The organism is Marinomonas sp. PE14-40 (genome assembly GCF_051623805.1).
Lineage (GTDB): Bacteria > Pseudomonadota > Gammaproteobacteria > Pseudomonadales > Marinomonadaceae > Marinomonas.
Genome location: NZ_CP130700.1, coordinates 4,640,106 through 4,659,051, shown reverse-complemented (window position 1 = coordinate 4,659,051; position 18,946 = coordinate 4,640,106). Strand labels below are relative to the sequence as shown.

The 18,946-nt window shown below is 38.8% G+C and carries 16 protein-coding genes; 2 read left to right on the top strand and 14 right to left on the bottom strand.

The genetic code is table 11. The annotated features are described in order from the left end of the window. Position 1 precedes the first annotated feature (1 nt). The 8 genes from bamB to ndk form a co-directional block, all read right to left on the bottom strand. A complete protein-coding gene (gene bamB, locus Q0A08_RS21560; protein ID WP_438463561.1) occupies positions 2-1,141 on the bottom strand; it encodes an outer membrane protein assembly factor BamB in 1,140 nt (379 codons plus the stop codon). A 4-nt stretch (positions 1,142-1,145) separates the two neighbouring features. Beyond that, entirely contained in the window at positions 1,146-1,787 is a 642-nt protein-coding gene (locus Q0A08_RS21555) for a YfgM family protein (protein WP_438463559.1), read from the bottom strand. Positions 1,788-1,865: 78 nt separating this feature from the next. Further along, positions 1,866-3,146, bottom strand: coding sequence for a histidine--tRNA ligase (gene hisS / locus Q0A08_RS21550; RefSeq protein ID WP_438463558.1), 1,281 nt, complete (start codon positions 3,144-3,146; stop codon positions 1,866-1,868). Positions 3,147-3,174: 28 nt separating this feature from the next. Beyond that, positions 3,175-4,287: a flavodoxin-dependent (E)-4-hydroxy-3-methylbut-2-enyl-diphosphate synthase gene (gene ispG, locus Q0A08_RS21545; protein ID WP_438463557.1), complete on the bottom strand. Its 1,113-nt coding sequence runs from the start codon at positions 4,285-4,287 to the stop codon at positions 3,175-3,177. A gap of 8 nt (positions 4,288-4,295) precedes the next feature. Next, positions 4,296-5,327, bottom strand: coding sequence for a helix-turn-helix domain-containing protein (locus tag Q0A08_RS21540; protein ID WP_438463556.1), 1,032 nt, complete (start codon positions 5,325-5,327; stop codon positions 4,296-4,298). After that, on the bottom strand, positions 5,299-6,075 hold the full coding sequence (locus Q0A08_RS21535) for a hypothetical protein (protein ID WP_438463555.1): 777 nt from the start codon (positions 6,073-6,075) through the stop codon (positions 5,299-5,301). Before Q0A08_RS21535 ends, Q0A08_RS21540 begins: the two co-directional genes overlap by 29 nt. An 82-nt stretch (positions 6,076-6,157) precedes the next feature. Further along, positions 6,158-7,273 (bottom strand): 23S rRNA (adenine(2503)-C(2))-methyltransferase RlmN, encoded by a 1,116-nt coding sequence (rlmN, locus tag Q0A08_RS21530; RefSeq protein WP_438463554.1) that lies wholly within the window; start codon positions 7,271-7,273, stop codon positions 6,158-6,160. A 190-nt stretch (positions 7,274-7,463) separates the two neighbouring features. Continuing rightward, a complete protein-coding gene (gene ndk / locus Q0A08_RS21525) occupies positions 7,464-7,871 on the bottom strand; it encodes a nucleoside-diphosphate kinase (protein WP_009832329.1) in 408 nt (135 codons plus the stop codon). A 327-nt stretch (positions 7,872-8,198) separates the two neighbouring features. Here ndk and Q0A08_RS21520 point away from each other — a divergent pair, with 327 nt between their 5' ends. Continuing rightward, positions 8,199-8,462, top strand: coding sequence for a late competence development ComFB family protein (locus Q0A08_RS21520; protein WP_438463553.1), 264 nt, complete (start codon positions 8,199-8,201; stop codon positions 8,460-8,462). Positions 8,463-8,615: 153 nt separating this feature from the next. Continuing rightward, positions 8,616-9,875 carry an MFS transporter gene (locus Q0A08_RS21515; protein ID WP_438463552.1) on the top strand — a complete coding sequence of 420 codons (1,260 nt, stop codon included), beginning with the start codon at positions 8,616-8,618 and terminating at the stop codon, positions 9,873-9,875. A 102-nt stretch (positions 9,876-9,977) separates the two neighbouring features. Here the strand turns inward: Q0A08_RS21515 and Q0A08_RS21510 are convergent, their stop codons facing one another. The 6 genes from Q0A08_RS21510 to Q0A08_RS21485 form a co-directional block, all read right to left on the bottom strand. Then, the gene (locus tag Q0A08_RS21510) at positions 9,978-10,844 is read right to left on the bottom strand and encodes a substrate-binding periplasmic protein (RefSeq protein ID WP_438463551.1); all 867 of its coding nucleotides are present in this window, start codon (positions 10,842-10,844) and stop codon (positions 9,978-9,980) included. Positions 10,845-10,908: 64 nt separating this feature from the next. Then, on the bottom strand, positions 10,909-12,195 hold the full coding sequence (locus Q0A08_RS21505; protein ID WP_438463550.1) for a sensor domain-containing diguanylate cyclase: 1,287 nt from the start codon (positions 12,193-12,195) through the stop codon (positions 10,909-10,911). A 561-nt stretch (positions 12,196-12,756) separates the two neighbouring features. Further along, a complete protein-coding gene (locus Q0A08_RS21500; RefSeq protein ID WP_438463548.1) occupies positions 12,757-15,870 on the bottom strand; it encodes an efflux RND transporter permease subunit in 3,114 nt (1,037 codons plus the stop codon). Continuing rightward, complete coding sequence (locus tag Q0A08_RS21495; protein ID WP_438463547.1) at positions 15,867-17,192, bottom strand: efflux RND transporter periplasmic adaptor subunit; 1,326 nt, start codon at positions 17,190-17,192, stop codon at positions 15,867-15,869. The genes Q0A08_RS21500 and Q0A08_RS21495 overlap by 4 nt, the downstream gene beginning before the upstream one ends. Next, positions 17,189-17,863: a TetR/AcrR family transcriptional regulator gene (locus Q0A08_RS21490; protein WP_438463546.1), complete on the bottom strand. Its 675-nt coding sequence runs from the start codon at positions 17,861-17,863 to the stop codon at positions 17,189-17,191. Before Q0A08_RS21490 ends, Q0A08_RS21495 begins: the two co-directional genes overlap by 4 nt. A 656-nt stretch (positions 17,864-18,519) precedes the next feature. Continuing rightward, on the bottom strand, positions 18,520-18,831 hold the full coding sequence (locus Q0A08_RS21485) for a c-type cytochrome (RefSeq protein ID WP_438463545.1): 312 nt from the start codon (positions 18,829-18,831) through the stop codon (positions 18,520-18,522). Between the last annotated feature and the right edge of the window lie 115 nt (positions 18,832-18,946).

Genomic DNA, 18,946 nt, shown 5'->3' with positions numbered 1-18,946 from the left:
ATTAATCAATCGTTAAAGCGGTTACATGTTCATTTGGCGTAAGTATAAACAATTGTTCACCATTAGACACCATTCTACTTCCTACTGGTAAGTTTTGATCAGCCAATTTATAGGCAATTATTTCACCAGTATCTTTGTCTAATATGTGTACATAACCTGCTCTATCAATTGTTGCTATCTGATTTTGGAAAATAACAGGAGAAATTAAATCTCTATCAGCCAGCTGATCTTGTTGCCAAACTAAACTGCCAGATATTGCATTCAAAGCAAAAATTTTACTTTCCTGATCGATAACAATAAGCAAATCATCAATGATTGCTGTTGATAAAGCACTAGGAATACTACGCTGCCACAATGCATCACCATTGTTTACATCAATGGCGCTGATTGTACCATTATATGCTGTTGAAAAGAGTGTTTTATCTGAAAGTAATAATCGCCCATCTACATCCGTTAAACGCTCAATTTCATACTTACCTTCTGGCTTACCCACTTCAAAAGACCAAGCACTTTTACCATTTAGTAAGCTATAAGCTTTCAGCTGACCATTAGAGAAGCCTGCAATCACTTTACCTTCAGTAATGATAGGGACATTTGTTCCTCGTACACTTAATGCTGGAACAGATTCTTTCGTACGCCAAAGAGTATCACCTGTATTAGCATCCAAAACACTCAACCAACCATCAGAGGTTTGAACAGCTAGCTTATTAGTGACAACAGCTACTTCAGAAAGGATTTCTGACGTAAGCGTTTTACGCCATACTTCTGACTCTTGTGTCAATGAAACAGCAATCAGCTCAGCATCATAAGTTGAAATAAATGCAAGATCTGCATTTTTTGCTAAACCAGCACTGACATCAGTATCTTCAACTTTGATACGCTTAATACGATGACCATCTTCGGCATCAAGCTGATAGATGATTCCACGTCGAGTTACCAAATAAAGACTATTATCTTCATTAACAATATTGAAGCGCTCACTAGCTTCACCAAAAGCTCCATCAACACCACGACGCCAATCCGTTCTTAATTCTACTTGATTAACCATACTAGCGGGAGCAGATAAGGCTGGACGAGACTGAGAACAAGCTTGTAAAACAAATGCGGTCAAAACCACGAGTAACAGAGAAAATTTATTCACGAATTTAGCTCTCTACTAGGTCTTGCAATTTAATATCTAACAAAGGATTCTGAGTTTGTTGTGTTAAAGCATTACGAGCAGCTTGATAAGATGCTCTGGCTTCTTGCGTTTTGCCTTGTGCAAGTAACACGTCACCTTTTAACTCAAGCTTAAGGCTATCAAACTCAGTTAAGTTAATCATAGCTAGCTGAGTAAGGGCTTTATCTAATTCACCTTGATGAACAAGCACCTTACTAATACGTAGGTCAGAAATCGCTTTTAAAGTAATATCGTCTGTGCTTGCTTTCGCTTCATTTAAGGTATCGATAGCAGCATCATAGTCTTCAGCTACCACATCAACCTTAGCTTGAAATAAATGAGCGAAAGTTGCGTAGCCTGTATCATCAAAATCATTAACTAGCTGATCAGCTATAAAAGAGACTGTCTTAAGGTTCTTTTCTTCGCTTAGATCTGTCGCCGCTTGGCTCATAGACTCAAATAAAGAAGAGGCTTCTGCTAAATGACTCTCTTGGTTTTGCTGCCAAGCTTGAAAACCAAAATAGCCAGCTACACCAACAGATACGGCAAGCACGAGTGAAGTTCCATTTTTCTTCCACCAGGTTTTAAAGGCTTCTATCTGTTCTTCTTCTGTCTTAAGTTCTGACACTTAACATTCCTCTTCATTCTGTTTGCGTTGTTCTGCACTTAAACTCTTTTGGATTAGTACCCAATTAGCAGAATTAGTTCAATTTTGTTCTTTTGTTGATAAGTAATCTGCAACAGCATCAATCACACAGTTCTTCTGTTCACCTGTGCTCATATCTTTAATTTGGCAGATACTCTCTTCAATCTCTGCATCACCAATAATTAAGGTAAATTTGGCTCCCGATGCATCGGCTTTTTTCATTTGCTTCTTAAAGTTACCGCCACCGCAGTGTCTTAGTATGCGCCACCCTTTATCAGCATCTCTTAAACGTTCTGCTAAAGTGAATGTAGCAAGTTCAGCAGCATCACCCATACTCACAATAAAGATATCAGTTTGACTCTTAGCTTCTGAGGGAATGAGCTCTAGTGTCTCAAGCAATAACACTAATCGTTCAATGCCCATCGCAAATCCAACCGCTGGCGTTGCTTTGCCACCTAATTGCTCAACCAAACCATCATAACGTCCACCAGCACAGACAGTTGCCTGAGCGCCTAAATGAGTAGTTACCCATTCAAAAACGGTTTTGCCATAATAATCAAGGCCACGAACTAAGCGACTGTTGACAGTAAAAGCAATGCCATTTGACGTTAATATTTCTTTTAATCTCTCAAACTCTTGGCGAGATTCATCATCAATATGGTCTGCAAGATCAGGAGCATCATTAAGGATCTCCTGTGTACGAGCATCTTTTGAATCTAAAATACGTAATGGATTAGTACCCAAACGTCTTTGGCTGTCTTCATCAAGTTCATCTTTGAATTGCGTTAAATAAGCAACCAAGGCTGCTTTATAGGCTTCTCGAGCAGCTGCTGTGCCTATCGTATTTAATTCAAGTTCAACATGTTCTAGTAAACCTAATGCTTGCCATAAACGAGCTGACAGTATGATTAATTCAGCGTCAATGTCTGGTGAAGACATACCGAAAGTCTCAACACCAATTTGATGAAATTGACGATAGCGTCCTTTTTGCGGCCTCTCATAACGGAACATAGGGCCCACATACCAAAGACGCTGAACTTGATTGAATAACAATCCAGCTTGATCTGCTGCACGAACACAACTTGCTGTGCCTTCAGGCCTTAGCGTTAAAGAATCACCATTTCTATCGTCAAAGGTATACATCTCTTTTTCAACGATATCTGTTGTTTCACCAACCCCACGTTTAAATAAATCTGTTGTTTCAACAATAGGAAAACGGATTTGATCATAACCGTAACTATTTACGACATCTGCAACCTTAGCTTCAAGATATTGCCAGATAGAAGTTTGTCCTGGCAGAATGTCGTTCATGCCTCGAATTGCTTGTATTTTACGTGCCACTTTGTATTCCTTAAACTGCTAGCGCAACTTATGCCTTTGCAATAATTTGCTCTAATTCTTTCTCTTTCGCGTCAGCTTTTGCTCTAATTTGCTTTTCAAGCTGATCGACAATTTCATCTGCTTGTAACTGATTAGATGGTTTACCATCTTCATACACCATATTATTTGGTGTACCACCAGCAAGACCTAGATCGGCTTCTTTAGCTTCACCTGGACCATTTACAATACAACCAATCACAGCAACATCTAATGGTACCTTAATGTCTTCAAGGCGCTCTTCCAGCTGATTCATAGTTTTAATAACGTCGAAGTTTTGGCGTGAGCAGCTAGGGCAAGCAATAAAGTTGATACCACGATTACGCAACTTTAAGCTACGCAACATATCCCATCCCACTTTAATTTCTTGCACAGGGTCTGCCGCTAAGGAAACACGCAACGTGTCACCTATACCGTCCATTAGCAACATACCAAGACCAATAGATGATTTCACCGTACCAGAACGCAAACCACCAGCTTCAGTAATACCTAGGTGAAGCGGGTTATCTATTTGGCTCGCAATCTTACGATAAGCTTCGACTGTCATGAATATATCAGATGCTTTTAAACTAAGTTTAAACTCTTGAAAGTCTAATTCATCAAAAAAGCCTATCTGACGAAAAGCTGATTCAACAAGCGCATCTGGGGTAGGTTCGCCGTACTTCTTTTGTAAGTCTTTTTCTAAAGACCCTGCATTCACACCAATACGAATAGGAATGCCATGATCACGAGCTGAATCTACAACAGAGCGAATACGATCTTTGCTGCCGATATTACCCGGATTAATTCTCAAACAGTCCACTCCGTACTCAGCTACCTTTAAAGCAATTTTGTAATCGAAGTGAATGTCGGCTACCAATGGTGTTGACACCTCTTGGCGAATTTTTTTGAAGGCTTCAGCGGCATCCATAGAAGGAATTGAAACACGAACAATATCCGCACCTGCATCCGCAATTGCTCTAATCTGAGCAACCGTTGCGTCAACATCACAGGTTTCAGTATTGGTCATGCTCTGTACGCTGATAGGCGCACCACCACCTACAGCAACGTCTCCCACCATAATCTGGCGAGATTGACGTCGTTTTATGGGAGATTCAAAGTGCATAGATTTCTCTAGTTAAGCTCGAAGCGAGCTAGGTTTTTTCGGGTAAAAGGGGAAAAGTCGAACTCTTCACCCTTATAAATGAGGGAAGAAACACCACCAGCAAAACCAAGGACAACTTTATAAGGACCTTGAGCGGTTAAAGTTAAATCTGTACCCGCTTTCTTAACACCTGAGTATAAAATCCTACCGTTACCGTCTCTTACTTCTGTCCAACAATCTGAACTAAAATTGATAACGACATCATCGTCGTAAGGTGTTGGAAGGCTAGCTTCAATTGCCGCCTTTTCAGCCAAACTTGGTTCGTTAGCAGGTAATGAAATATTATCAGGGTTAACGCCTGCATCTTTCAAAATGGCAATAGTTTCTGCAGATAAACCAGTAACAACATCAGCATCTTCAGTACTAGCGGTATCAGAACGTTCATTATTAATTACGTCTTCAGTAACTGAACGAACATTATCAACATCATCTGCTTTAGTATCAGTTACAGTTTCGGTTGTTACCGTTTCTTCAACATCAGCTGAGTCGTTTTCAATTGTATTAGCTGGCGCAACTAACTCAGGCTCAGGAGCCGTTTCTTGGACAGCTTCCTCTTGTTCAATAACGGGGTCGGTAGAAATGATAGGAGATTCTTGCATCATGGTTGGCCACCAAAATGCGAGAAAAATTAACATGGCGCCAATTACAACAGAAACTAGAATGACAATTGGATCAGCCATCTGAGCCTGTTTGCCATTTTTATTAATTGGTTGAACACTTGGCTCGCATTCTTCAAGAACACTATCAAAAGCGCCTAGTAATCGAGTTTCTTCTAACTCTAATAAACGCACATAATTTTTCAAATAGCCGCGGGCGAAAGTAGCACTGCGAAAGTAATCAAATTCATTCGCTTCTAAAGCACGTACTTGTTCAATTGGAATCTTTAATTGAGTCGCTATTTGACGCTCATCTAAATTTAACTCATTACGTTTACGTTGTAGCTCTTTACCTATATTAACAATGATCTTATTTTCATTGTTTTCTTGAATTCCAGATTCCATATTCAATACCTTGAACGACGCAGGCAAAAGGGGGTCGCAAAGATGAGTAATGTGTTGAGTCTAACTCCGCTGCGTTGTACTGCTGCAATAGACATTCATACTCATTTTTATGCTCGATGTAAGGAGCATTTTTTTGTTTAGCCTGGATTTTGTTGTAAGATTGACGCGCCCCACTTAAATCACCCAGTATTAAAGCAAGATTGAGCTCAGTCAGCAAACCTATATAGGGTAAATTGTTGATTTCTTTCGCTCGTTGCAAGTACATTCTCGCCATATCGACCTTTTTAAAGCCAAGTTCACACCGAGAAAGGTTAATTAGCCCAGAAAATGAGTTTTGAGACGATAACAAGACTGCTTTTTTAAAATTGTTGCAGGCCTGAATAAAGTCTTTATTCGCAAGCAACAAAACACCAAAGTTGTTCAATAACACAATGTCATTGGGGAAGGTTTTTACGGCAAATTGATAGTGTTTTTTTGCTTTATCAATTTGTCTACTTTGAGTTAAATAAACCCCTTTTAACCGCAAATAGTCTAGAGAGTTTTGAGATAAATAAGCCAGCTCTACCGAGGTAAATGATGATAGGATTACTCCGGCTTGAGCCCATGATTCTAAAGCCAAATACTTCTGCACGAAATCAAGTTTAGTGATCAAACTTTTAGGTGGGTTACTTACAGGCGAAATACTACTAGGCTGATGGCTACAGCCAAACAAAATGACACTTAATATAAGCGATAATAAAATACGCATCATTGACATCCTTGTCAGTCGAATACGATAAATAAAAAGCTAGCCCGACTTACTCATCCAGAGTAAGCATCCGATAACATGGTTAGTCTTGAATTTCCTTGAGTTCAATATACTTTTGGCTACGACGGGTTTTATCATGGAAGTCACCAACAAGTTGGCCACATGCCGCATCAATATCATCACCACGTGTTGTTCTGACTGTGACGGTATAGCCATCATCTGCTAACACTTTCTGGAATCGACGAACCTGATTATTCGATGGTTTATCATAACCAGAACTAGGGAACGGGTTAAAAGGAATCAGATTAATTTTACATTCTAATGTCTTTAACAGCTTAGATAGCCCTCTTGCTTGCTCTTCACTATCATTCACACCCGCCATCATAGTGTATTCAATGGTAATATGACGCTTATCAGGCAAGCTGGTCAAATAATGCTGACAAGCCCCTAATAATTCATTAATTGGGTACTTCTTGTTGATAGGTACTAAAACATCACGTAATTCATTTGTTGGTGCATGAAGAGAAATAGCTAAAGATACGTCCGTTCGTTCAGCGAGCTCATAAATTTTCGGTACAACACCTGATGTACTCAAGGTAACACGACGCTTAGACATGCCATAAGCATTATCATCCATCATCAGTGTCATAGCATCGACAACGGGCTCAAAGTTCATCAAAGGCTCCCCCATTCCCATCATGACCACATTAGTCACACGACGAGGACCATTGGGATCAAATGGACCAAAGGATTTGATAGCAACCCATACCTGCCCAATGACTTCAGCTGGCGTCAGGTTACGGTTAAAACCCTGCTTACCAGTTGAACAGAAACTGCAATCTAGGGAGCAACCAACCTGTGAAGAAACACATAATGTCGCTCGGTCGCCATCTGGAATAAGCACAGTTTCAACACAGTTATTACCACCACCTTCAGTACGGATAATCCATTTACGGGTTCCGTCATTTGAGATGTTTTGAGAAACCACCTCTGGAGCACGAATCTCACAAATATCCTTAAGCTTATGACGTAGTGCCTTACTAACATCTGTCATCTGATCGAAATCATCAGCACCCTTTTGATGAATCCATTTCAGTACCTGAGTCGCCCGAAATTTCTTTTCGCCAATTGACTCAAAAAATTCAATCATTTTTTTAGGTGGTAAACCCAGTAAGTTCACCTTTTTAACTTCAGTCATAGTCATGTCACTTGCCAAAATTCAGCATTAGGTATTAATAGTTTAAAACAAAAAAGCTTCTGAAAAAGACATCCTTTTCAGAAGCTTCTAAAAAGAAACAGGCTTTAGCCTGTTTCTTTTAGGAGATTCTTTACTTATCAAACAAATACAGAGTAAAAGTTTAATAAGTTAAATCGCTGCAAAAAAGCAATTATTTACCGAAGAAATAACCGATTTCGCGAGCAGCAGACTCTAGAGAGTCAGAACCGTGTACAGCGTTAGCATCGATAGACGCAGCATAGTCAGCGCGCAATGTGCCAGCAGCAGCTTCAGCAGGGTTAGTAGCACCCATTAGCTCACGGTGACGAAGAACAGCGCCTTCACCTTCAAGTACAGAGATCATTACAGGACCAGAAGTCATGAAACCAACTAGGTCTTTGTAGAAAGGACGTTCTTTATGCTCAGCATAAAAACCACCAGCCAATTCGTCATCTAGTTGAACCATTTTAGCTTCAACAACTTTAAGACCAGAACGTTCGAAGCGAGAGTAAATTTCACCAACAACGTTTTTAGCAACAGCATCAGGCTTGATGATAGATAGAGTGCGTTCTACAGCCATTTTAAACTCCAAAAAATTTAATTAATTGATAGGTAATTCCTACGAATTTAATACCTATCAGTTTCCAAAAAATGATAAGCGCGCAGATTATACGCATCTATTTATTAAAATTGTATGTAAATAATGCTTTTTTTAGCAAAAGCGACAATTATTCGTGTTTATCATAAAGTTCGTTGCCACCCACTCTTTCATTTTACTCTCAAACATACTGCTTTTTTTAAGCAAACATACTGCTTTTTTTAAGCAAACAGGCAGCAAGTCATGTCAGGATACCTATACTTGAATAAGGTATTTCTTTCGGACCTAACAGGAATAGGAGCCAATAAAATGAGGCTAGATAATAATATCCATAATTACTACGAGCACCTTGTCCTTGACTATATTAATACGCATTTCGCAGAAGAGTTTTCTGATAACTTTATTGCCGATCTGATTTGCCAAACTTTAAACCACCTTCCTCCTAGATATATACGTCACGAAGTGGATATGGCTTTCTATCTTCCTCAAAACGAAAGAATGGCAATGGAATTTCAAGTAGAGAAAGCGCTCAACACATCATTGACCTTCCTTGAAGGTAAGTATGATATCTAGCGCAGTTTAAAAACGTATCAAACCCAAAATTTGAACCTAACGGACTCACCCTATTGCACCAACAAGATGTAAAAAATCTTATCTATGCTGATTACCTATTAAGACATAAAGTCGTACCTTTTCATTAGACTACTTGGACAAGACGACCAACTAATGCCCGCTAGCACTAACGCCAACAGCAATCAGACAAATATAATATCCTCAAACATCACCTTTATTCTTAGCGCAAGGTTTCTCTCAGATTTTTCCGCCTTTTTGAATATGGTGGCACTAAGCTCATACATTTATTATCTTTCAAATAGTCCTATCATGGTCGGTATTTTCTTAGCCTGCCGTGTCTTTGGCGGTCTAGTTGCGAGCTTAGCTTCCAGTAGCCTTTTCCGTCTTTACCCAGGAAAAGTATCCCTTGTATGCTTAGATTTAATTCGCGCTAGCTGCTTATCGCTCCTTTTAATTACCTATTCGGATGTTCATTTGACGATTATTCCTTTCCTCGGGTTTATTCTAGGAGTGGCAAACAGCCTCTTTAGTATCGGCCTTAATAGTCAGCTAACATCCTTTATTGGCCCACATAACCTTGGTAAGACTAATTCATGGATAACGACTTTATCCTCTATCGGAATGGTGCTTGGCGCTCTCAGTTCAGGCATTATCATAGGCGTATTCAGTTATGAGTCCGTTATCTTTTTAAATATTTTAGGCTATTTGGGCGCCGCGACCTGTGTCGCTTTAGTCATTCATTTATATCCAAAAGAAATTAAACAAAGTCCATTACAGCAAACCTTTAAACAAGATATTGAGTTATTAAAACAAGCATTAGCAAAATCTCCCATAATATCTGCCATGCTCCTAATTACACTAGCAGACACATTAGGAAGCGCATCTCACAATGTAGGCTTCCCTATTATTGCTAAATACTTTGACCCAAGCTCAGCTGCACAGATAATGAGCTATATCATAGCCGTATGGGCTTTAGGCAAACTAAGTGGTGCACTCTTAAGTAAACGCCTTGGTTTAATACCTAAACAGGAGGTGACTGATGAAAATAAAAAGCGCATGGAAAAAAGTTTTTTTATTGCTGTAATCATCATGTCTTCTGGATTTATTTTAGCCTTTAATCAAAACATCTTGGTTTTGAGCTTAATTTGCTTTTTTATAGCTGGCATAGGTGATGGCATTTCAGAAGTTTGCTTTATCACTCGAGCTCAACACACAGAAGACAAGATTAGATTACCTCTATTCAGCTCCATTTCCTTTATGCAAAACACAGGATTTGGACTAGGCATGTTAATTAGTTCAATTGCCTTTGAATACCTATCACCAGGTTATGTGATTTCAATATTTCACGGTTTACCTATTTTAGTTATCATTCTTTGTTATTTTAGAATCAAAAAACTTAATTTCGGTCTCTAACCTTGTTTAGGGTAGCCTAAGGCTAGACACTATTCGTGTCATGTAATACAAAATAATTAGCTACAAAATAATCATACAAACCTTACTAAAGTGCCCTCAATACTAGTCCCCTTGATACCAAAGCACATCCTCATCAATTGGTGTTTTAGCCGGTAAATAGGGGTTCTCTAATTTAAAAATACGACGTTTGCTTATCTCTGCTAGGTTGAAGATTTCTTTATTAGCAGGATGGTTACGAAAAATGAGCTCAAACGAACCATCCTCTATCGCCATTCTCAAACCTAATTCAATTCGCTTAGCAAGGGCTTGATTATCCTTATTAACAAAAAAGTAGATAGGTGCAGGATATTGCAGTATCAGTGTTTTCTCTACCTCCAAGTTCTTATCAACATGAGCGGTCACTTCAGCCCAGGGCTCATTCACACCACGAGGAAAATAATCGAACCTCTTTCCAGCCAACATATTAAATAAAACTGAGTAACCACTCGCTTCAACAACTGAGAACCCGTTTGCTTTTAAAATTTCTGTATCAGGCCAATCAGCCCCCTGCCCTGCGGATAGTTTTTTGAGTTGAGAAATACTTTTCACAGAAGAAAAGCTATCTTGCGTCCCTTTTCTGATAATAAATACACGATAACCAAGTAAACCTTTTAATAAAGGGACTCTTATTGGCTCAAGTAACTCCTCCCTTTCAATTGATGTCATAGTCCAAACTACATCAATATTTTTTTTATTTTCAAGGTTCTTCAGAGCCCTCGACTGATTCATTTCAACTTCTGATTTATGTAATTCGAAACGGCCATACCGACGCTCTGTTTTTGAAAGTGCAAGTTTGAGAACATCAATAAAGTAGGCATTACGCACATCAGTATCATTATGCGGTCGAATATGAGTAAGAGATAAAGTACCAGCCGGCAAAAAGGAGCTAACCAGCAAAAAGAAAAGTGGAATCAGTTTTATTATATGCATGGTGTATAAACCCTAAAAACCTGTCTATCAATTGTTAGTACAGCTGATTTTTCAATGGTTTGCCTTAAGTCGCCACTTGATTTCGTCCATTATGCTTAGCACAATAGAGCGCTTCATCTGCTTTTATCATGGCAGCTCCCACCCCTTCTGGATGAAGTTCACAGCTGGCAATACCAATACTTGCCGTCAAACTCAAGCCAGTTTTTTCTGGTATCACTAAAGAGGTAATTTTTAAACGTAATTTTTCTGCGACTAGGCTAGCTTGATATAAATTGGTACAGGGCAATAAAACAGCAAACTCTTCCCCTCCCATTCTCGCAACCAGATCATTTGATCTAACACTTTGAGTTAACTCAATGGCAATTTCTTTTAGTACGACATCACCAATATGGTGACCAAAACTGTCATTTACTCGCTTAAAGTAATCAAGATCAATAATCATCACAGACATGCTTGAACCCTTGTGTATCGCGCTGGCTTGCTTAGAGTAAGCCTCAGCCATAAAGTGTCTTCGATTCGCAATCCCAGTTAACTCATCCGTAGCGGCTTGCTCTTTAAACTCTTTCCTTTGTTCAACTATTTTCGTTATTTCGGTTGAAAAACCGACAAACGAAACAAGTTTTCCTTTTTCGTCTTTAATCGGAATCTTAGTAGACCAATAATACTTGTCAGGACCCAACTCATTAGAAAAGACCTCTTCTCCCTCCACTTTTTCCTCTGATGCTAGTATTTTATGGTCCAAAATATCAAAATTATCAGCAAGTTCCGGAGGTAATAATTGTCGAGTAGTTTTACCCTTTACTTCACTTGCGTGTACTCCAAATAAGTCGGCGGTTTTATCATTAATAAATAAGAACTTACCTTCTCTATCTTTCATATAAATATACGCATCGACATGATTGATAATGGTTTTTAACTGACGTTCGTTATCCCTTAAGTTAGTTTGCATTTGTTTTTGATCGGTAATATCTGTGGAAATACCGTTTAACCCAATTACCTTACCTTTAGCATCAAACAAGGGTTTCTTGGTTGTCCAATAATAGCGAACTTCACCTGTTTCCATGATGACATTACGCTCTTCTTTTTCTATGCTGACTCCGTTCACCATGACATAAGTATCGTTAACGGTAATTTCATCTGAATCATCTAAAGAAAAAAATGAGCTATCATCCTGACCAACAATTTCCTCAAGAGAACAATTAAATAGCTCTCGTACCATTTTATTAGCGTAGGTGTAACGGCCATCAAGGTCCTTCATAAAAATATATGCACTCACATTATCCAATGCCGTTTGATGAATCGTGAGTTCATAAGAGATTTGATTAATTTTATGTTCTAAAGAGTCAGCCATCTAAGCTCCAAACCGTCAAACAAAATACATGAACCTTTAGGTCAATAGTTTAAATCCTTTCTAATACAGCATCTTGAATAAGCATAATTAAACAGGCAGCGATATCAGAGTCTTGATTATTAGCTTAGTTGAGATAGATGCAAAGTTTTGTCAAAAAGTGAATAGAGTTGAAACTTAAAGAAAACGTTGCCTCTTTTAAACTTTAACAAAGAAGAAAAGCGGAAAAGCGAAACTGGATAAAGGGGCCTTATTAACAAAGAGCCCCGATAGGTGACTAAGGAATCTGCAAAGCAGGTAGTTATCAGTCTAGGGAAGCTGCGAATAAGTTCTCCCGCCTCAGCGGGTGGATAAAAGCAACTAGATTTATGGCGAGGAGCGCTACTTAATAGTGATTCTATTGATAAGGTCCTCAACATAAAGATAGGGCTTTTAGACCACGCCCTTCGGGTCTTTAAATAATACCTACTCGCTATTTCAGAAAAAGTAACACCTTGTGTGATACTTTTTCCCTATATACCTTAAAAAAGCAGACTGAGAAGAGGTGACTTAACCGCAGTTTCCCTAGTCAGATTCAGACGGTTTTTTAACCAATCCAAAATCATCTAAAATGACGTACAGACTAGGCAGCAAAAATAGAATTAAGCAAGTTGAAGTAATCATGCCGAAAATAATACTTACCACCATAGGTTGCATAATTTGCGCCTGAGTACTGGTTTCAAACATTAAAGGTACTAAACCCGCAATGGTCGTGGCGCTGGTAATAAACACGGCTCTAAATCTCGCCTTAGATGCATTCACAGCGGCAATATGAGCCGATACTCCTGCTGCTACATTCCGCTTAATATAGTCAACCAATAAGATTGAGTCATTAACCACTATGCCAGCTAAAGACACATAACCTATCATGCTTGGCATCGTCATATCGTATCCCATAATGAAGTGCCCCCAAAGAGATCCTATTAGTGCAAGGGGGATCGCCATCATAACAATGACCGGTTCTATATAGCTTCTAAACTGAAAGCTTAAGATAATAAAAATACCCACCAACCCCATTAAGAATTTTTCAACAATTGAACTTGAGGTTTCATTACCTTCTTTATTTTCGCCTTCCAAATTCACTCGAATGTTTGGGTAATCTTGCTTAATCTCTTTTAAAATACCATTGGAAAGCCTAGCTAAAAGCACATTCGTATTCAGCTCTTGGTTATCAACGTCACCGATTACGCTCAAAGTGCGTAAGCCGTTAACTCGGTTAATACGAGAAAAACCTCTTTCATAATTAAATTCAACCAATGCAGACAATGGAATTTCACTGCCATCACTTAATCGAATTGGAAACTGTTCAAGCTGGCTTTGCGATAGAGTGTCTTGCCTTGACAGTTTTAGCTCTATTTCAAGTTGCTCTGAACCTCGCTGAATATCATCAATTTTCACCCCATTAAAAGCGGTACCTATTTGGTTTGACAAGGTGGCAGCATTGACCCCTAAAGACAAGGCACCGGGTTTAAGCTTGAGCTCCAATTCTTGCTTACCTGGGCGCACATCTAACATGACGTTCGACACCCCTTTATATTGATTAATTTCAGCTAAGATACGGTTCCCTGCTGCCATCATTTGTTGCATATCATTCGCTTGTAATTGGATATCAATTGCTAAACCAGCTGGGCCATTGGAAGGCTCTTTTATAGACAGAGCAACAACACCTGGCAATTCTCCTATTGCTTTCTCCCAAGCCGTTTCAATTTCGTAAATACTCGGCGTTCGCTTAGCAACCGTCAGAAATTCAACCTGCACAGTGGCAACATGTGCTCCAGTAATAAAGGCATCTGCATTTTTATTAAACTCTACCCGAATGTGCTCAATCAACTCTTGCTCACCGCTTGAAGGTAAGCTTTTCTCGAGTGTCTTAGCGGCAGTGACAACATGATTCACCACTTTTTCAGTTTGCTGTAATGCAGTGCCGGGAGGCATGATAATTCTGGCAACCAAAATATCAGCTTCTGTATTAGGAAAAGCTTTGAACGCCAAAGCACCACTTACCATCAACGAAACTGAGATAAATAAAGCGCCAACTAAACTACCAACAAAAAGGTACCTAAAACGAATAATGGCTTCAACAATGTTGACTAACTGGGTATTACGAAATCTTTCAAAGGCATTAATAAAACGCTCTTTAAATCGATTAATTAGATTTACTTTAACATCTGACTTAGGGGTTTTATGTAATGCATGAGCAAGATGGCTTGGTAATATCAAAAATGCTTCAACTAAAGACACTGTCAAAGTCAAAATCAAAACAATGGGAATATCACTTAAGACTTGGCCAATTGTGCCAGATATAAACGCCATACCACCAAAAATAGCCAAAGTGGTTAAGAAGGAAGAAAGCACCCCAGGGAAAACCATGGTGACCCCTTTTACAACGCCTTCATTAATATCTTCGTTTGCCGCGACCTGAGAAGCAATATTCTCTGCAATGACAATAGCATCGTCCATCAGAAGGCCAATAGCGATCAACATAGCTACCATAGAGATCATATTGACGCTAATCCCTAAAATTGACATTAGCCATAAGGCGCCTAAAAAAGAAACAGGTAACCCCATGGCAACCCAAAAAGCATAGCGCCACGTAAAGAAAAGCCACATAACAAAGAAAGCGAGAAGAATCCCTTGCCAGCCATTTTCAAGCAACATAGTCAGGCGATCTAAAATGTTAGTAGATTGATCATTAGACAGGACAAGGGAAATGCCCTCGGGAGATATCGCTTGCTCTTTTTCCACAAACGCTCTGACAGTATTAGCTATATTGATTGCATCTTGTGATTTATTTTTATTAATTTTTAAAAGCGCAATACGTTCACCGTCTTGCCAAATTTTATCTTCATCAAGCTCAAATCTATCTGTTATCTTTGCAATATCAGATAACAGAATTTGCCCACCTTCTTCACTTGCTGAAACAACTGTTTGACCCAGTTTATAAGCAGTGACCTGCTGTTGGTCTATACGTATCAACAGAGCTCTATTATCATCTTTTAATTCACCGCTTGGCGCTTCTATATTTTGGTTTGATAATGCGTCAGATAAATCATTTATTGATAAACCGACCTGCCTTAATAAAGGTAAAGATACATCCACTTGTAATTGATGGGTTGAGAAGCCTTTAATATCTATCAATGAAATACCCGGCTCTTGTTTAAGCTTTCTTTTTACTTCTTCACTGTATTCCTTTAACTCGGTTGTCGTCATATTCTTGCCATGTATGGCAAGGTCAATAACTTCGTCAGTTCGATTCGCTTCTGTAATAAAAGGGCTTTCTGCATCTTCAGGGAAGGTGTTTATTCCATCAACCTCATTTTTCACCTCTGACATTAACTTACTGAAATCCCCTCCTTCAGCCATTTCTACCGTCAACGTTGCTAAACCTTCTGTCGCCTCACAGCTGACTTCATCAATATTACTTAAACCATCAACAGCGTCTTCCATAGGAATACACAAAGCACTTTCAATACTTTCAGGCGTAGCGCCTGGGTAAATGACAGTGGCTTTAATTGCATTAATACTAAAGTCAGGAAACGTTTCGCGCTTAAGATCAGATAAAGAGTTTAAACCTAACAGGATCAACATCAACATCAAAAGGTTTGCAGCAGTAGGGTGTATCGCAAAAAATCGAATCATTCTTCTATTCCCTGTGTGACAGTACGAATAGACATACCACTAACTGGTGCAATTAAATCGGTGAGAATAATTTTGTCTCCAACGTCTACTCCTTTTGCAACTGCAGCAAATTCACCTTGGACATACGCTATTTCAACTCTTTGGATAATTAATTCATTCTCTTTATTAACTAGATACACCTTATCCCCATGTACAGCTTTAATGGGGATCACAATTTGCTCTTTAGCAGGGCCTGACACATCTACCTGTAAATACATATCTTTAACCATGAGAGGCGAATCAACTGGATCAAACTTATCCATGTCGTTCACAACTTCAACCGTCACCCCTATGGTGTTACTTGATGGATCAATACCATCACTGACACTGGTAACTTTTGCTTGCCACTGAATCGTACGATTACCTAATCTTGCTGTCATTACAGCAGTAAAATTGAAGCCATTGATATCACTAAAAGAAGTTCGCCTATCTTTAGAAGATGTTTGTGAGATTGCACGAATAACACTGACAAAACTTGCCACTGGCATATTTGCAGTTACTTCCATTACTCGCATATCATGAGCCGAAACAAGCAACTCTTGCTGATTAACCACTTGCTGTAGTTCTGTGTTTACATCTCCAATACGAGCATCAAAAGGAAGGCTAAATTCAGTTCTTTGAAGATTACGTTTGGCATCTGCTAAACTTGCTTCCGCCACCTTAACATTTGCTTCACTTACAGCCCTGTCTGTAGGGATATTATCCAGCTGCATTTGCAAATCCCAAACGATCTTTTCTTGAGATAGTACCGCATTTCTTTGATCTTCAAGTGTCGATCTAGAAGCAACACCTTTCTTTTGTAGCGTTTCAATTCTCGTTAATTCTTTCTTAGTCAGAGCCAAGCGGCTTGTCTCAATTTCTAATGAACGTAAATATTGCTGCTCATTCAAATCAACACGCTTCACCTCTATTTTTTTGGTTTGCAGGTCTGCTTGGCTTTGAGCTAAATCCAGTTCGTAATCCACAGGATCTATTTTTAGAACTAAAGTTCCTGTTGGAATAAAAGCACCATTTTTTAAAGTTGGATGCTGGTAAACAACTCTTCCACTGACCTCACTGATCGCATCCCAAGTAGTCACGGGTTTGGCACGCCCAAAACCCGTGACAATTGGGTCTAACCTAGCTAATTTCACCTCTTCAATAAGAACTAAAGGCCCTTGCTTTCGCTCTGTGTTAATTTCAATTTTTTCAGGTGCCTGACTCGATATAACCAAGATAGCCACACCCATTGCAGCAGCAAGTGGCAACATAATTTTTGTTTGTAAAAGCTTAGAAGGATTCACTCACTTTTCTCCTGATCAATAAATGCGGTTTCTAAAAATTGAATACTTTGCTGAATCATCTGTTCAAAGTGATCATGAGTTAAAGATTCCCCTTCCACTTCTTCAATCGATTCTTTCATCAAATAGGGAAGGACTGTGCTCCCCATAATATGTAAGACAAGAAACACAGGGTTCACACCAGGTTTTAATGGTTTAAAGTGGGAGGCCTGCAGAAATTTAAGTACAAACTCCCTATCAGGGCGAATCACTAAATCAATGACTTTAGAACGGCTTCCCTCATCATTAAGCAGAAGTTCTCTGAAAATGAGTTTGGCAACACCAGGCTCTTTAGCAAACATTGCCGCATAAGAACGAACAATAGGCTCTATTGGACTTGATACCTCACTCCAATCTGAATTGAGAATATGGCTTTGTAACTCCTCCGCCATGCCAGTTAACATCTGCTGATAGAGACCATCTTTATTAATAAAGTAATAACGAATAAGTGCTGGATTCACACCCGCTCTTTCTGCAATCTTTCGCGTTGAGACCTTTGCATAGGGGTCTTTAGCAAAAAGCGCTCTGGCAGCCTCTAATAAGGCCTTTCTAGATTGATTCTTCTCATCACTATTAAGACTTTTAGAAGGGCGTCCGGGCTTTCTGGATTCGGTAGGCGTTACAAACATAGGCATATTTTTTTGTTTATTTGGTTCAATTAATTACTCAGTTGCAGAATTATTATCTTGGTAGCTTTTTTTATCGACTACTTTAATTATTCAATTCTAGTCGTTTTGATTAATAAGCCTAAGAAAAGGTATCTAGTGCACATTTAATTTACATTAAGATACATAACGATGAAATGATAAAATCTGAGCTTAAAATAGAGAAAGGGATTGTTATGCTCTTAATCTGAATCGTTAATTAAAATTCAATGTTATAGAGCGATTTTTACCCCTGAATATATAATCAAAAATAGAGAAGGGGTGAATAAAAAGTTCACAACCTAATGTTTTTAAACACTTTAAAATGAATTAGGTTATTAATTTTAAAATCAGTTTTTTCTGAACCTGATTATTGTTATGCGAGTGAGTCATCGGTCTTTAATGACACTAGAGAGTAATTTGTGGTTCGCTTATACAAGTTGGTTTTTAGTTAAATCACATGTCATTCATTCTGATTTTTTATAAAAACAATCTTATTAAAGTCAGAAGATGGAATTTTCTACACAATGAGATTTTTAACTTATTTTTGAAAAGCATCGTTAGAGTTAAAGCCAAGAATTAAGCGACTAACAAGTACAAACAAAAAAGCGAACCGAGTGGTTCGCTTTTAAGAATTAACAACTCAATTATTTTAATGAACTATAGTAAGCCGCTAAATTAGCAATATCCGCATCAGAAAGAGGCGCAGCCATTCCCGCCATGATAGCGGCTTGACCACCCTTTCTTTGACCTGACTTATAAGCTTTCAACGCTGCGTCTATATAGCCAGCATTTTGACCTGCTAAATTTGGGTAAGTAGGAATCATTGCAATACCATTTGCACCATGACATGCCGCGCAAACAGCTGATTTTGCCTTACCCGCTGAGATATCAGCGGCGTTTACGGTAAAAGGTAAACAAGCAATCGCAACTGCAGAGATCCATAAACCTAATTTCATACGATTTTCCTTACAAAGAGTATCAGTTAAATAATAAATCACCCTTAAATACATATCATAAAAGCTATATGACAAATTTGTCCAAAAGCAGGAAAGCTTGAGTTAGGTGTTTTTA